The 14,869-nt window shown below is 70.8% G+C and carries 11 protein-coding genes; 1 reads left to right on the top strand and 10 read right to left on the bottom strand.

The window, feature by feature from the left end; genetic code table 11:
• Positions 1-9: 9 nt before the first annotated feature.
• Positions 10-471, top strand: a complete 462-nt coding sequence (locus AAGI91_04220) for a GNAT family N-acetyltransferase (GenBank protein MEM1041815.1) — start codon at positions 10-12, stop codon at positions 469-471.
• Here the strand turns inward: AAGI91_04220 and AAGI91_04215 are convergent.
• The 10 genes from AAGI91_04215 to AAGI91_04170 form a co-directional block, all read right to left on the bottom strand.
• Positions 468-4,046: an ABC transporter permease subunit gene (locus AAGI91_04215; protein MEM1041814.1), complete on the bottom strand. Its 3,579-nt coding sequence runs from the start codon at positions 4,044-4,046 to the stop codon at positions 468-470. The genes AAGI91_04220 and AAGI91_04215 overlap by 4 nt on opposite strands.
• Positions 4,043-4,951, bottom strand: coding sequence for an ABC transporter ATP-binding protein (locus tag AAGI91_04210; GenBank protein MEM1041813.1), 909 nt, complete (start codon positions 4,949-4,951; stop codon positions 4,043-4,045). The genes AAGI91_04215 and AAGI91_04210 overlap by 4 nt, the downstream gene beginning before the upstream one ends.
• A 72-nt stretch (positions 4,952-5,023) precedes the next feature.
• On the bottom strand, positions 5,024-5,839 hold the full coding sequence (locus AAGI91_04205) for a helix-turn-helix transcriptional regulator (GenBank protein MEM1041812.1): 816 nt from the start codon (positions 5,837-5,839) through the stop codon (positions 5,024-5,026).
• A 98-nt stretch (positions 5,840-5,937) separates the two neighbouring features.
• Positions 5,938-6,477, bottom strand: coding sequence for a DinB family protein (locus tag AAGI91_04200; protein MEM1041811.1), 540 nt, complete (start codon positions 6,475-6,477; stop codon positions 5,938-5,940).
• Between the two features lie 4 nt (positions 6,478-6,481).
• The gene (locus tag AAGI91_04195) at positions 6,482-6,694 is read right to left on the bottom strand and encodes a DUF1272 domain-containing protein (protein ID MEM1041810.1); all 213 of its coding nucleotides are present in this window, start codon (positions 6,692-6,694) and stop codon (positions 6,482-6,484) included.
• On the bottom strand, positions 6,687-7,187 hold the full coding sequence (locus AAGI91_04190) for a GNAT family N-acetyltransferase (protein ID MEM1041809.1): 501 nt from the start codon (positions 7,185-7,187) through the stop codon (positions 6,687-6,689). Before AAGI91_04190 ends, AAGI91_04195 begins: the two co-directional genes overlap by 8 nt.
• Positions 7,188-7,276: 89 nt before the next feature.
• Positions 7,277-8,776 (bottom strand): PLP-dependent aminotransferase family protein, encoded by a 1,500-nt coding sequence (locus AAGI91_04185; protein ID MEM1041808.1) that lies wholly within the window; start codon positions 8,774-8,776, stop codon positions 7,277-7,279.
• Positions 8,777-8,781: 5 nt separating this feature from the next.
• Positions 8,782-10,599, bottom strand: coding sequence for a S41 family peptidase (locus AAGI91_04180; protein ID MEM1041807.1), 1,818 nt, complete (start codon positions 10,597-10,599; stop codon positions 8,782-8,784).
• A 110-nt stretch (positions 10,600-10,709) separates the two neighbouring features.
• Entirely contained in the window at positions 10,710-13,097 is a 2,388-nt protein-coding gene (locus tag AAGI91_04175) for an ABC transporter permease (GenBank protein ID MEM1041806.1), read from the bottom strand.
• 250 nt (positions 13,098-13,347) lie between these two features.
• Complete coding sequence (locus tag AAGI91_04170) at positions 13,348-14,841, bottom strand: serine hydrolase domain-containing protein (GenBank protein ID MEM1041805.1); 1,494 nt, start codon at positions 14,839-14,841, stop codon at positions 13,348-13,350.
• Positions 14,842-14,869: the final 28 nt, after the last annotated feature.

Raw genomic sequence — 14,869 nt, 5'->3', positions numbered from 1 at the left:
GCACAACCTATGTCCCCGACCGTCCGCCGCGCCGCTGCGACCGACCTCGACGCGCTTGCCGTGCTCTTCGACGGCTACCGCCGGTTCTACCGCCAGCCCTCGGACCTCGCCGGAGCGCGCCGCTTTCTCGCCGAGCGGTTCGAGCACGGGGACTCGGTGATCTTCGTCGCCGCGCTGCTGGACGGGGCGGGCCTCGCCGGGTTCACCCAACTCTACCCGTTCTTCTCGTCGGTTCGCATGCGGCGGGTGTGGATCCTCAACGACCTCTTCGTGGCGAAGGACGCCCGGCGGCTCGGCGTGGCGCAGGCCCTCATGGACGCCGCCCACGCCTTCGCCGCGGAGACCGGCGCAGCCAGCGTCGAGCTAGCGACCGAGCGGACGAACACCTCGGCCCAGGCTCTCTACGACGCCCTCGGCTACGAGCGCGACGACGCCTTCTGGCACTACGCCCTCACGCTAGAGCACAGCTAAAGCTCAGCCGCTGCCCGGTCTCGGTTGAGTTGAAGGACGAGGGCGTCCGGGTCCACCGTGAGGCGCTCCGGCTCGAACGGCACGGCCAGGGCGATGCGCTCCGGCTGTCGCGGGGCGAGCCGGACGGCCGTGCGCGCCTCGGCATAGGCAGGGTCCGGATCGTAGCCCTCGAACCGCTCGCCCCGCGTAGCGGCGACTTCGACTGTCATCGTGCCCGTGCCGACGTTCTCGACCGTAGCCGAGACGAGCCAGCGTTCGCCTTGCGGTGCCACCTCGACGTCAGAGAGCTGATACTCGGGCAGGACGACCTCGAAGAACCACTGGTCGACGAAGTCCTGATACGCTGCCGAGTCCGGCGCGAAGGGGCGGAGGGTCTCGATAAAGTCGTGCAGGGCCGGGTAGTCGCCGTCGGCGGGGTCCACGTAGCGGTCGAAGAAGGCGCGGAGTCCCGCCTGCATGGCCGCGTCGCCGAGGTGGGTGTGTAGCATCCACAGCGCCCAGGCCCCTTTGTTGTAGGCGAGGGTGCCGTCGGTCCGGCCGCTGCCGGTGATGCGGGCGAGCGGCGGTTCGCTGTCGACGCGGCGCTGCCCGGTGTACGTCGCCTCGATCTGCGTGGCGAAGGCGATCCGGCCGCGCAGGCCGTGGACCGCCTCGCGCAGCCGCAAGGTCGAATAGTGTGCAGCCCCCTCGATCAGCACGTCCGCGCCCGGCCCCTCGCCGGGGCGGAGCAGGTTGCCCCACCACTGGTGCGCGGCCTCGTGGGCGGTGACGACGAAGGCGGCCTCCGTCCGCCGGTCGCGCTTCGTCAGGAAGCCCGAGGTCTCGGAGAAGCTGATGTTCGTCGGGAAGCCCGTGGCGTTGGCTTCGAGGTTCGGGACCTCGTTGAGGCGTAGCCCCTGCCAGGGATACGGGTGGAACCACTCGGAGTAGTGATCGCGGGCGGCCGCCAACGCCTCCAGCATGGCCTCGACGTTGTAGTCGTGGCCGGGGTGATGGTAGACCGCGTTGCCGCCTTGCTCGGCTACGGCCCAGCGCCCGGCGATCAGGTTGACCGTGCTGACCGGGTGGTCGCTCTCCCATACGACCGTCGTCCGCCCGGCCTCGGTGCGCTCTGATGTCTTCACGCCGACCGAGGTCACAGTGTACGCGCTCGGTGCCGTGGCCTCGACGCGGGTATCGAACAAGGCCCCGCCGCCGATGGGCGGCAGCGTCTTTCGCCAGAAGTCGGCGTCAGTCTCGGCGGGGTCGGCGCGGTTGCCGTCGTGGCGTCCGACAGCTTCGACAAAGCCCGGCGTGGGCAGGAAATCGCCGCGCAGCGTGGAGAGGAGGACGCCCGCAGGCAGGATGAAGTGGCGCATCCCGCCGCCGTTGCGCGTGAAGCCGTCGGGGTAGACGGCCCCGTAGCTGAACCCGACCTGTGCGGTGTCGCCGGGCGCGAGGGGTTTGGGAAGCGAGAGGACGTCCAGCCCCGCCCGGTCCTCCGCGTCGACGGGTGCTCCGCCGAGGGTCCACGTCACCTCCCCGAACGAGCGCCCGACGGTAAACGGCAGCCGGGGCATCGGCCCGTCGGTGCGGTTGACGAGCGTGAACGTGCCCGCCATCGCCATGCGGCGCTCCGCCGGCTCGAGGTCGACGGCCAGGTCCATCGCGGCGATCTCGGGCGGCGGGACGTCCTTCCAGGTCGCTACGTTCTGCCGCCAGTAGGCCCGGGCCTCGGCCTCGGGCTCGCCGCTCTGAAAGCCGGTGTTGACCTCGTAGGCGATGTACCCCCCGAGCAGCAGCGGGACCGCGACGAGCGGAGCCAGCCGCAGCGCGGTGCGGGCGAGGCGGCGCGGGCGGAGGCGGTGGAGGGCCGCCGCCGCGTCGCGCTCGGTGCGGGGGAACGCCCACCCGGCGACGGCCCCGAAGAGCACGCCGAGCGACACCATCAGCAGGCGGTTCAGCAGCAGCGCCTCGCCGTTGAGCGGGAAGGTGCCCATGTCGCTCCAGCGCAGCGTCGCCCACAGCGGCCAGTTGTCGACCCACGTCATCGTCCCGGCCTGCATCCGGTAGAACGTGAACACGAGCGCGCCCAGCCCGACGGCGTAGGTGAGGTACCGGCTCCGCACGACGGCCAGCGTGGCCGTGACGAACGTGTTCCAGACGAAGAAGGTCGGCACGAGGCACAGGCCCCACACGAGGACGAACGGCCAGACCTCGACCCGGCCCTGCGCTTGCCCGGCGAGCATCGTGAGGCTCGTCGCAAGGCAGACGGCGAGGATGACCGCGACGAGGGCGGCGTTGGCGAGGCTCTTGGCGAGCAGCAGCGCGCCCGTCCTGAACGGCGCGGCGAAGAGGATCGCCCCGAACCCCGTCGTGGTCTCCCGGTGGACCGACTCGACGGTGTAGAACAGCAGCAGCAGGCAGACGAGGACGGTGACGATCTCGACCGTCCCAATGGCCAGGAACCCGGCCGTGTAGATCACCGGAGCACCGAGGGCCGCGGTGCCCTCGGTGGCGAACTCCAGCACGAGAAAGACGATGAACGGCAGGAAGAGGTAGAGCGCCGGGTGGCCCCGCAGTTCGCGCAGTTCGGCCCGGGCGATGTGGAGCGTGCTCGCCCAAAAGCCCGGGCTCCGACTCGTCATCCCGAGGTCGCGCAGCGGGCCCCGGGCCAGCAGCGCGGCGTCGGGCGCGGGCGCTGGGTCGGGGGCGGGCCGTCTCCGCCGGACCCAGCGGCTCGCCGGCTGGTCGCCACCCATCGTCTGCCGGCAGTGGCGGACGGACGCGGCGACGGCCGCGAGCGGCACGGCGAGGGTGACGAGGCGGTTCAGCCAGAACGTCGCGTCGAGCGCAAGCGGGGCCGTGTTGTAGAACGCAACGCCTCGATCGACGGCGAACAGCGTCTGCCGGAGCCAGCGCAGCCCCGTCGGGTCGAGGACCATCAGCAGGCGGTTCAGGCTCTCCGGCAGCCACGCCGGGTTCCACGTCCAGAGGACGAAGGTGACGACCATGAAGTAGGCGATGGGCACGGCGTAGACGGCGATCGGTCGCCGCGTCCGCTCGCCCGCGGCGAAGGCCAGCCCGGCGCACCACACGATGCCGGGCAGCGCGAATAGCAGGATCGGACTGACGAAGTGCAGCAGCCGGAACGGCCCACGCACGATCTCGGGGTTCGGCAGAAACTGAATCACGGCGAGGGCGACGCCGAGGTGCAGCAGCACGGCCACGCCGACCATGAGCGCCGCGCCGCCGACCTTGCCCGCGACGTACTCGGCGGGCGTCAGCGGGGTGCTGTGGAGCAGTTCCGAAACCCGCGCCTCGTCGTCGCGGACGACCGCCATCCCGGCCAGGATCGAGACGAAGAAGGGGTAGAGGAAGAACCCGGCGAGGCCGAAGAACTGCGCGAGCGCGTAGGGCGAGTTGGCGAACGCCCGCACGCCGCCGACCGCCGTGTCGTCCGACGGGATCATCGCCGTCGGGTTGAGGCTCATCGTGAGGACGACCATGAGCGCGACGAGCACCCAGAACAGCGGCCCCGTCAGGTGGGTCCGTAGCTCGTGCCGGGCGACCGTCCAGACGCGTCGCCCGTTCACGCGGCCTCCGGCTTAGCAGGCTCCGTCTCCTTCGCCTCGGCCGCGTGCATCAGCACGAGGTAGGCGTCGGCCAGCGTCGGGCGCGTCGGGGCGAATCCGGCGGGCGGCGGGCCGGCGGGGACGTGGAGCCGGACGAGGTTGCGGCCCTCGACGAGGTAGGCCTGCGTCACCTGCCCGACGCCGGCGAGGGCGTCGAGTTCGCGGTGCGAGGCTTCGCCCTCGTAGACCTGGCCGTCGATGGCGGCGCGGGCCTCGCTCGGGGTCGTCTCGGTGAGGACGCGTCCCTTGCGGAGCACGGCGAAGCGCGGGCAGAGCACCGCCACGTCGTCCACGATGTGGGTCGAGAGCAGGACGGTCCGGTCCTCGGCTAGCTCGCCGAGCAGGCGGTAGAACCGGATGCGCTCCTCCGGGTCGAGGCCCGCGGTCGGCTCGTCGACGATGAGCAGGGCCGGGTCGCCCGCAATGGCCTGGGCGATGCCGAGGCGCTGGCGCATCCCGCCCGAGTAGCCCTTCACCTTGCGCTTGGCGGCGAACGTCAGGTTGACGCGCTCCAGCAGGTCGGCCACCAGCTTCTTCTGCCCGCCCGGTGCGTCCACGCCCTTGAGCCGGAGCATGTGGAGCAGCATCGCCTCGCCCGTCAGGTTCGGGTAGAAACCGAAATACTGCGGCAGGTAGCCGAGGCGCGCCCACAGCCGGTCAGGGTGGGCCGTGATGTCGTCGCCGTCGAAGTGGACCGTGCCCGAGGTCGGTTCGAGCAGGCCCGCGAGCGTTTTCATCAGCGTCGTCTTGCCCGCCCCGTTGGGGCCGAGCAGGCCGAACATGCCGGTCGGGATCTCCAGGCTCACGCCCTGGAGCGCGGCGACGGGCCCGGGGTAGACTTTGACGAGGTCACGGATGGCGAGCATGCGGAGGTCGGTCAGCGAGCCGGTAAGATGCGTAGTGAGGCGGTCGGGTTATTGTAGAAATTCGTCACCGGACTATCCGTCACCGGACTGCTCGGGGCGGTAGTGCGTCAGGTAGGGGAGCGCCAGCAGCCGGCTCGGCGTGTAGCCGGTGTAGCGCTTGATCTCCCGGATGAAGTGGGACTGGTCGTGGTAGCCGTAGCGCGCCACGTAGTCGAACCAGTCGGTGCTGCCGGTCCGGAAGAGGTCGGCGAGGACGTGCTTGAAGCGGTGGCGGAGGAGGAACTGCTTCGGCGTCAGGCCGGTGTCGGCCTTGAAGTGGCGGGCTAGCGTGCTGTACGACGACTGCGTGAGCGCGGCGAGGTCGCGGACCGAGGTCGTCGGGGTGACAGCCACGAACACGTCACGGACGACTCCGGTGCGGTGCTCGCCGAGCCGTCCCAGGAGCCAGCCGTCGAGTTCGTCTGCGATACGTGGGGCCCGGAGGGTCGCCAGGTGTCGCTCGATCTCGCCGAGCGCGTCGCCAAACACGTCGCGCGCGGGGACGACGGCCTCCCGCATAAGCTCAGACGCGCAGACCGGAAGGAACGGGACGACCGAGGACAGCCCGCGCGGCTTGAACTTCACCACGACCATCTGCTCCAGCTCCGCCGGGTAGACCGTCAGCCCGTCCTCGATGTAACCAAACAGGATGCTCTCGCCTGTCGCCCGCATGCGTCCTCGGTACCGGTACCGCAGTACGCCTCGGATGCCGAGCACGAGCTCGGGCGCGAGCGAGGGAAACTCGTGGACCGGGTCGCAGAGATGGGCGAATCTCTCGCTCTCGTCGACGATCCAGTAGTAGTCGATGTGCGCCCGCAGCCGGGCGTCCTGGGGCAAAAACTTGGGCATAAGCCAACCGGTTGCGAGGAGCAAGACGGTGCAGGCTACGCCGCGTGATGGGGCGAGTTACGGTAAGCCCCTAATTTGCAGGAGGCGGTGGATGTGTTCTAGGGCGTACCGGTGAGGATGCGCTCGATCTGCGCCCGGTGCACGAGGTCGTGCCCGGCGTAGAGCCGCACCATGTCAGCGATGGACTCTTCGCCCCGCTCGCCGTGCAGGCCCACGCGCTGGAGGTCGTGCTCCGAGGCCGCGTCGAGGAGGCGGAGGTTGGCGGCGCGCACCGCCTGGAACAACCCGACCGACAGGTCCGGCGGCTGCGAGGCATAGCCGAGCCGGTCCGCCCAGCGGTCCTGGTCGTAGCCGGGGATCCGGGGCCGGTCCTCGGCCAGCACGCGGCGCAGGCGGTTGCTCCACACCAGGTCCGAGTCGGCGAGGTGGTGGACCACGTCAGCGACGGACCACTTGCCTTCGGCCTCGGGCATGCGGAGCCGGTCGAGCGCGGTCTCGCTCAGCACGTCGGCGCACCACGCCGGCATGGCGCGCAGGACAGCGTACGGATCGGCGTCGCCGAGGGCCTTGGTGAGGGCCGCGCGGTAGCGGTCGACGACCTCGGGTGGGCTGTCGCCGGGGAGGGTCAGGTCAGACATAGCGTCAGGGAGAAACAGGCGGGTATTTTTCGAGCAGGTTTGCCGGCCGGATGGGTCGGCGCGCGAAGGAGCCCCCGCAGTTCGGGCAGATACCCGCCAGCTTGCCCTCGACGCAGGCGCGGCAGAAGGTGCACTCGAACGAGCAGATGAACGCGTCGGTGGAGTCCGGCGGGAGCGCGGTGCCGCACCGCTCGCAGGCCGGGCGCAGGTCAAGCATAGGACGCCGAGGGGTCTGAGGTCAGACGACGTAGCGCTGCCTCGTCGAGGTAGAAGCGGACCTTCGGCTTGGCGGTCGCGCCGAGGCGTTCGTAGAAGCGGATCGCCCGGTGGTTCGAGGCCGGGGTCTGCCACTGCACCTGCGTGCACCCGGCACGGCGTGCGTCTCGGGCCACGGTCGCCACGAGGTCGCGCCCCAGGCCCCGCCCGCGGGCGGCGGGGTCCAGGTAGAGGCAGTCGAGGTGGGCATACGGCGCGGCGTCCCACGTCGAAAGCTGGACGGACCACGTCGCGAAGCCGACGAGCGCCTCATCCCGCTCGACGACCAGGCCCAAGAGGCTGGGTGACGCGCCGAAGAGCAGGTCCTTCAGGGCCTCGGCCTTGCCCCGGCCGCGGTAGGGCGCGCCTTCGTAGGCCGCGTGCGCAGCGCACAGCACCACCAACGCGTCCAGGTCGCTCGGTCGGACGGGGCGGATGACGGGGGTCAGAGGCATCGCGGTACGGTTGGAGATGCCTCCAATCTCGCCAGCGGACGCCCGGCCTCCTAGGGCCAATCGGTCCCGAAAAGGCGGACCACTTGGGGTTATGCCTCGCGCAGCAGGTCGGTGAGTTGCGTGACGCCCCGGCGCAGCGTGCGCTCGTCCACCCCGGCATAGCCCAGGATGAGACCCGGCTCTGCCGCGGCGCCGAGGTAGCAGGGCGAGAGCGGCGGGACGTGCAGCCCGGCCGCCGCCGCTCGGGCCGAGATATCGAGGTCTGACACGCCCCGTTCGAGCCGGGCGCAGACGTGCAGGCCCGTGTCCGACGGACCCATCTCGAGGACCTCACCGAGGCCTTCGCCGGCGGCGTCGAGGAGGGCGTTGCGCCGCGTCCGGTAGAGGTCGCGCGTGCGGCGGAGGTGGGCTGCAAAGTGCCCCTGGGCCACGAAGGTCGCCGCCGCCGCTTGCACGATGGACGACGGCTGACCGCCGAACGTCTCGACGGCCCGCTCGGCCGGCCCCACGAGCGCGTCCGGCAGCACGGCGTAGGCCAGCCGGAGACCGGGGAAGAGCACCTTGTTGAACGTGCCGACGTAGACCACCCGGCCCTCACGGTCGGAGCTCTGGAGCGGAGCCAGGGGCCCGCCGACGTGCCGGAACTCGCTGTCGTAGTCGTCCTCGATGACCCAGCGCCCGGCGGTGCGTGCCCAGCCGAGCAGCGCCACGCGCCGCGCCGCCGAGAGCGTCACGCCGGTCGGATACTGGTGCGACGGGGTGACGTACGCCAGCCGCGCCTCGGGGGCCGCCTCGATCCCGGCTTCGACGGCCAGCCCGTCCGCGTCCACCGGAACCGGGACGACGCGAGCACCGGAGGCCTCGAACACGGCGCGTGCCCCGAGGTACCCCGGTTCCTCCAGCCACATCGCGTCGCCGGCGTCGAGGAGCAGACGGGCCAAGAGGCCGAGCGCCTGCTGCGTGCTCGACAGGATGAGGACGCGGCCGGCGTCGCACTGGACGCGCCGCGTGCGGGCGAGGTGGTCGGCCAGCGCGGTGCGCAGCGCGTAGTCCCCCAGGAGCGGCGTCGAGCGCTGGAGACGGCGCCCCCGCTCGTGGAGCGTGTCGACGACCAGCTGGTTCCACGCAGCGATAGGGAAAGCGTCTTCGCCCGGCAGGCACGGGGCGAAGCCTGCCGGTGCGGCCGGGTCATCCCGGAACCGGTGGACCGAAGCGAGACGCTGTCCTGCGGCCGAGAGTGCGGGTGGCCCGGTGGCCGCGCTGCCGCTCGAGCGAGAGACCTCGGCGAGAGGTCGCGGGCGTGCGGGGATCAGCTCGACGACGTAGGTGCCCGACCCCCGCCGCCGCTCGACGAAGCCCTCGTCCACGAGTTCGTCGTAGGCCAGCTCGACCGTCGTTCGAGACACTCCGAGGTCCTGCGCGAGCACGCGAGAGGACGGAAGGCGAGCCCCTGGGTGGAGGTGCTCGCGGCGGATCAAGTCGCGCAGGTGGTCGCGCAGCCGGTGATAGATCGGTGCGTCCGGAGGTGCCGATGGCGCAAAGCCCGCCGTGACGAGGTCGATGATAGGAGCGTCGGTCCGGCCAGCCATAGGCGTCAGTTCGCACGAAGCCAGGCCAAGGCCGCTTCGAGGTCGGGGTCCCGACCGGCGATGACCGCCTCGGCGTCTGGCACCACTACGACGTCGGGAATGATGCCTCGGTCCGGTCCAGGTGTGGGCGGCCGCGAGGCGAAGAGCGGTATGTCCACCGAGACTCCCGAATGGGGTAGTGTCAGGAACGCCATCTGCCCGGCGTTGAGGCCTTTCAGGCTCCCGCCCGTCTCCTGACCCACGAGGAGCGCCGCGCCGGCCTCTTTGATTTGCTTGGCGAGGTAGAACGTGGCCGACGACGCGGCCGCGTCGATCAGCACGGCCGTCGGGCCACGAAAGGTGGCGGCAGCGGGCGACAGGGTGACGGGCGGACGGCTCGGCAGCCGAAACGTACCGTCGCCGACGGGCGTGACCTGCTCCGAGAGGTCGTAGAAACCTTCCGACCACGAGCGGACGTGCGGGCGCACGGCGTCGGGTACCCGGCGGTAGGCCGTCGAGTTGTTCCACAGGGTAACCGTCGCGGGCTCGGTGAGGAGGTGCCGAAGCAAGAGGGCCGCCGCCGCGTCCATCCCCCCGGCGGTACCGCGCAGGTCGACTACCAGGCGCTCGGCTCCGTCGGCGTTCATCTGCCGAAAGGCATCGGTCAGCCACGCGCCGTAATCACGCTCCATCGAGAACGTGGCGAAGCTGCCGACCTTGAGGTAGGCGGTGCCGTCGTCCCGCATCTTGAACCGCAGCATGTCGCCGCGCGATCGGGGTAGCGACGCGTCGCGGGTCCACAGCACCTCGCGTCGTGCGCCCTGCGTCGTGCGAGGAACGGCGAGATCCCGCGCGCTTCCGTCGGGCCGCCGCACCGTGAGCGACAGGTCGCCCTCGGGTTCGAAGACGAGGCTGTAGATCACGTCGAAGCGCTCGGCCGGGGCGAGCAGGTCCCGCAGGTGGAGGCGGAAGCGGCGGTCGTCGTTCCGAAGGCCATCGCCCGAGGCGAACGGCAGCAGCGCGCCGATGACCTCGGGCACAGAGCGTCCGTCTAACGTCAGAACCTCGGTCCCCGGCGGGAGCACGCGGCCCGGGGTGGCATCGCCCGTCACGATCATCCGGTCGCCGACGAGCCGGAACGTGAACGGCACGCGGTCGGGGCGGTGGTAGAGCGCGGCTTCGGTGAGCGGCTGCTGGTTGTACATGCTGACCTGCGTATGCCCGTCGCGCAGGGCCGCCACCGCGCGCGCTACGGCGAGGTAGACGGCAGGCATCGGGATCGCATCGCCGTACTGCGTGCCGAGTGCGTCGGCGGTCTCGTCCAGCCGGTCGAAGGTGCGGGCGAGGTCGCCTGCGGTGTTGTGGAGCGTCAGGCCGGGATGCAGCGCGTACAGGCCCTCGCGGAGGACGGCGAGGTCGTCGCGGAGTTCACCCCGAGACAGCATCGGGACGGGCAGGCCGGCCTGCGGGTCGTCGAAGGCGCGTCGGTCCGCCGTCATCCGGCCAGGCAGCAGCAGCCGGTTGCTTCCGCGCTCCCACCGGACCTCGGCGTCGGGCGCTTCGATCACTACCTTGTAGCTGACCGACTCGGTGCCGCCGGGAAAGTCGATGGCTGCGGTGTAGACCCCGTCAGCATCGTCGTCGGTGAGGGGCAGCGCGTGGGCCCACGAGAGCGGGGCCGTGTCGCCCCGGACGCCCACGACGGCATCGGGCGTAACAGCTTCGTCTGCCATGTCAATCTCGACCCTGACGGACTGGGCATGGGCGAGGTGCAGCAGGCCGAGGCCGAGGAAGATGAGGAGCCAGCGTGCGACGTGCAGCATCGGGCGATGGAGTGGGGGCATGGGTGGAGCGTGAGCCGGGAGGAAGGTAGCCCTTCCAATCTGCGCACCGGGTCGGGTGTCTCCTAGAGCCGCTTGCCCGGAAAGGGTCAGACCAAACGCACCCATCGGGGCTACTCGGAACGCAGCGCCTCGACCGGATCCACGCTGGCCGCCCGGAGCGCCTGCGTGCTGACCGTCCCCAGGGCGATCACGAGCGCGAGGGTGCCGGCAAGCAGGAAGACGCCCGGCCCGATTCCAGTGCGGTAGGCGAAGGTGTCCAGCCAGCGGTCCATCGCGAGGTAGGCCACCGGGGCTGCGACCGCGAACGCGACGGCGACGAGCTTGACCACGTCTTTCGAGAGTAGCACGACGACGCTGCCGACACTCGCGCCGAGCACCTTCCGGATGCCGATCTCTTTCTTCCGCTGCGCCGTCGCGTAGGCCGCGAGGCCGAACAGCCCGAGGCACGCGATGAAGATCGCCAGCCCGGCGAGGACGCCGAAGAGCCGCCCGAACCGCCGCTCGGCCTCGTACTGCGCGCCGAACGCCTCGTCTACGAACGCGTAGTCGAACGGCCGCGACGGGACGGTCTCGGCCCAGAGATCGCCCAGTTCCGCGAGGGTCTGCGGCAGGGCCTCGGTGCGGACGCGGACGGTCAGCATGCTGTGGTACGCGTCGAGGGCGACGAGGGCGAGCGGCTCGACCGGAGCCTGAAGCCCGCTCGTGTGGAAGTCGCGCACGACGCCGACGACCTCGCCCTCGTAGCCCCAGAACCGGGCCTCGCGCCCGAGCACGGCATTCGGCGAGGCGTAGCCCGCCTCGCGCACTGCCGTCTCGTTGAGGACGTAGCCCGCCAGCGAGTCGCTCGTCGCCTCCGCCCCCGGCGCACGGCCGGCGACGATCTCCATCCCGTAGACCTCCACGAAGTCGGGGTCCACGAGGTAGGCGTCCACGGTGAAGTCGCGCATCCCGCCCTCGGGCCGCTCGATCTCGCCACCCGCGCTCGGGTTGCCTGCCGTGGGCGCGGTGATGGCCGACGTCACGCCGCTCACCGCCGGGTGCGCCTCGAAGCGCGTCTTGAGCCGCTCGATGCCGGCGTCGTCGAGGCTGCCGAAGCGGGCCATGAGGAGCTCGCCGGCGTCCTCGCTCCCCGGGTCGAAGCCGAGGTCGCGGTCCTGCATGTAGCGAAGCTGGCTGAAGACGACGGCCGTCCCCGCGATGAGCGCGACCGAGATGCCGAACTGGAGGACGACGAGGCCCTGCCGCAGCACGGTCCCCTCGCGCCCGCCCGCGAACCGGCCCTTCAGCACGCGGGCCGGGCGGAAGCCGGAGAGCACGAACGCCGGGTACGCCCCCGCGAGCAGCCCCACGCCAAGCGCGAGCGCGGCGGCGAGGGCCAGCCCCGGCCCGAGGTCGGTCAGGCGAAGTGTCTTGCCGGCGAGCGCGTTGAAGCCCGGCAGCGCGACCTGCACCAAGACGAGCGCCACGCCGAGCGCGAGAGCGCTCAGCAGGACCGCCTCGGCGAGGAACTGTGCGGCCAGCGCCGAGCGCGGCGCGCCGAGCGTCTTCCGCACCCCGACCTCGCGGGCGCGCTCTACGCTCCGCGCCGTCGCGAGGTTGGTGAAGTTGACACACGCGATCAGGAGGACGAAGAGCGCGACGGCCCCGAAGATGTAGAGCGCGGCGAGGCTCCCGCGCGCCGCCGGGTCGCCTCGGTCCGAGCGCAGGTACACGTCCGGCAGCGCCTCGGCGTGGAGGACGAGGCCCTGCCCCATGGCTGCCATCTCCTCGCCCGCCCGGGCCTCCAGGAAGGCGGGCAGCTTGGCGCGGAAGGCGTCGAGGTCGGTGCCGTCGCGCAGGAGGGCGTAGGTGAGGAAGTTGACCGAGAACCAGTTCTGGTACCACCAGCCCGGGTCCGGCACCCCGGCGAGCGCAACCGCGCCCTCGAAGCGGTCGTGCGACTGCTCGGGCATCGCCTCCATCACGCCCGTCACCGTAAGCGTCTGCCGCGCCGTCTCGACCGTTCGCCCGACGGCGTCGGCCGTCCCGAAGAGCCGCTCGGCCAGCGGCACTGAGGGGACGAAGCTGCCCGGCTCGCGGAGCGCCGTCGCCGGGTCGCCGTAGCGGAGCGGCAGCGTGAACACGTCGAAGAGCGCCGAGTCGGCGAGGACGAGGGACTCTTCCTGGAAGAGCTCGCCCTCGATCTGGAAAATCTGCGTCGTCCCCGAGAGCCGGACGGCGTGCTCGACCTCCGGCAGGTCGGCCACCATCGCGGGCGCGAGCAGGCCCTGCGTCGAGACGTTCGGCCGCACCTCGCCCTCGACGACGAAGTCCACGCCCATGCGCACGATCCGGTCGGCGTGCTCGTGGTAGCGGTCGTAGCTGAGTTCGTCGCGGACGTAGAGCGCGATCAGCAGGCAGCACGCCAGCCCGACGGCCAGCCCGGCGACGTTCAGCCCGGCGTAGCCAGGGCGGCGGCGGAGGCTGCGGAAGGCGACGGTGAAGAGGTTCTTCAGCATGGGAGAAGGGACTGGGTTCGGCTCGGACTGCACAAGCGACATGCCGCGCCCGCGCCACGGGCCAAGCGGTGCAGTATGGCTGCACTAACCTACATATGTCTCTGGGGCGGGTGTGCGCTGGCGCACAGCGGTTGGGCGGCAGCGCGCATCACAGCCCGGGTCATCCGCCGTCATCTCCCGGCGAAGGGTCGGGCCTTCCACCGAGCGTGCCGTGAAAAGAGGCGGCTGCACCGCCTCGGCCCGGGCGGAGCTACTCCACGATCCGGTCGAAGGTGTCCGGGCTCGTCGAGTAGACGAAGAACCCGACGTTTCCGTCGTCGCCTCGCCCGAAGAACACCTCGCGCCTGCCGTCGCGCTCGACGAGCACATCGGCTTCGGTCGTCGGCAGATACACCTCGTCCCGAATCCGCAGACCGCCCTCCGCTTCGGCCACCTCCACGGGGTTCGAGCGGGGCCACGCGCCTTGGGCAAACTCGACTGCGGTGCACGTCCGGCAGTGGACGCCGTACGCATAGCTACCGAGGTACGGTGCCAGGTCCACCGATCCGTCCCGCAGCGCAGGCAGCGTGGGCGACGGCGGCGCTACCATGGTCTCGGCCACGAGCGCGTTGATGCGGTCGCCAAGTGTGACCGGGCCGCCGCCCGCCTCGGGATGTCGGTTGGTGACGATGAAGACCCCGGTGCGGGACTCGGGATAGACCGTGAGCGACGCCCAGTAGCCAAGCATGCCTCCGCCGTGCCCGAGTGTGCGTGGCTGCGCGCCGTCCGCCGGCGAGTCGCGCATCGACGACTCTCGGAGCCCGTGCGAGATACCGGGAAAGCGTGAGTGGGGGCGGAACTGCGGGGCGAGGACGGCTGCGGCGGCGGCCTCGCTGAACAGCCGTCCGTGCGCGTTCGCACCGCCGCCGGTCAGGGCTTCCAGCAGCCGCCCCATGTCGGCAGGTGTCGCGTCGACGGACGAGGCGGGCGTCGTCACGTAGACCTCGTAGGGCTGGGCGACGTACGCGCCGTCGATCCATCCGTAGCCCAGCGCGAGGTCGGGACGATGAGCGTCATCCACCTCGACGAACGAGCGCTCCATCCCGGCAGGTGCGAACAGCTCCTGTTGCATCGTCTCGGCGTAGGGGAGGCCGGTGGCTCGCGCGGCGACGAGTCCGGCGAGCGTGATACCGTAGGTGTCGTACCGGAAGCGCTGGCCGGGCGGTGTCACGCGGCGCAGCTTATCGCCTGCGAGGTACTCGGCGAGGCTTGGGCGGAGCGCCTTGCGGGCCTCCAGCGGGAGTTCAAAGCGGTAGACGTGCCGGTCGGGGCCGCCGATCTGATCGAAGCCGCCTGTGTGCGTGATGAGGTTACGCACGGTGACAGGATGAGCAGTCCCGCCCGCGTTGCGCATCAGCCCGTCGAAGTAGATCGACGCGTCGTCGTCGAGGCCAATCCGGCCCTGGTCGGCCAAGCGCGTGACAGCCAGCGCCGTCAGTGCCTTCGTGATTGAGCCGATGCGGAATAGGGTCCGGTCGGGATCAACGGGAGTCCCCGACTCGATGTCGGCTAGCCCGTAGCCCCGTTTGAAAACGGTCTGCCCCTCGCGGACGATGACCACCGCCGCACCGGGCAGATGGGTGGCCGCCATCTCCTCGCGCACGGTCTCGTCGAGGGTAGCGACCATGTTCAGGCCATCGGTCTGCGCCTGAGCAGCGCTGCACGAAGCAACCAGGATGAACGAGAGGATCGACAGCGCATGCATGAACGCCACCACAGTTGAGGAAACAGAG

Source organism: Bacteroidota bacterium (assembly GCA_038746285.1).
Lineage (GTDB): Bacteria > Bacteroidota > Rhodothermia > Rhodothermales > JANQRZ01 > JANQRZ01.
Note: the sequence above shows the minus strand (reverse complement) of the source record. Positions and strands in the feature narration are given on the sequence as shown.

Bases quoted from the DNA above. Each gene is read 5' to 3' on its own strand.
- AAGI91_04200 (MEM1041811.1), bottom strand. From the start codon at position 6,477: ATGTCTGACCTGACCCTCCCCGGCGACAGCCCACCCGAGGTCGTCGAC.
- AAGI91_04220 (MEM1041815.1), top strand. From the start codon at position 10: ATGTCCCCGACCGTCCGCCGCGCCGCTGCGACCGACCTCGACGCGCTT.
- AAGI91_04180 (MEM1041807.1), bottom strand. From the start codon at position 10,599: ATGCCCCCACTCCATCGCCCGATGCTGCACGTCGCACGCTGGCTCCTC.
- AAGI91_04170 (MEM1041805.1), bottom strand. From the start codon at position 14,841: ATGCATGCGCTGTCGATCCTCTCGTTCATCCTGGTTGCTTCGTGCAGC.
- AAGI91_04175 (MEM1041806.1), bottom strand. From the start codon at position 13,097: ATGCTGAAGAACCTCTTCACCGTCGCCTTCCGCAGCCTCCGCCGCCGC.
- AAGI91_04205 (MEM1041812.1), bottom strand. From the start codon at position 5,839: ATGCCCAAGTTTTTGCCCCAGGACGCCCGGCTGCGGGCGCACATCGAC.
- AAGI91_04195 (MEM1041810.1), bottom strand. From the start codon at position 6,694: ATGCTTGACCTGCGCCCGGCCTGCGAGCGGTGCGGCACCGCGCTCCCG.
- AAGI91_04190 (MEM1041809.1), bottom strand. From the start codon at position 7,187: ATGCCTCTGACCCCCGTCATCCGCCCCGTCCGACCGAGCGACCTGGAC.
- AAGI91_04210 (MEM1041813.1), bottom strand. From the start codon at position 4,951: ATGCTCGCCATCCGTGACCTCGTCAAAGTCTACCCCGGGCCCGTCGCC.
- AAGI91_04185 (MEM1041808.1), bottom strand. From the start codon at position 8,776: ATGGCTGGCCGGACCGACGCTCCTATCATCGACCTCGTCACGGCGGGC.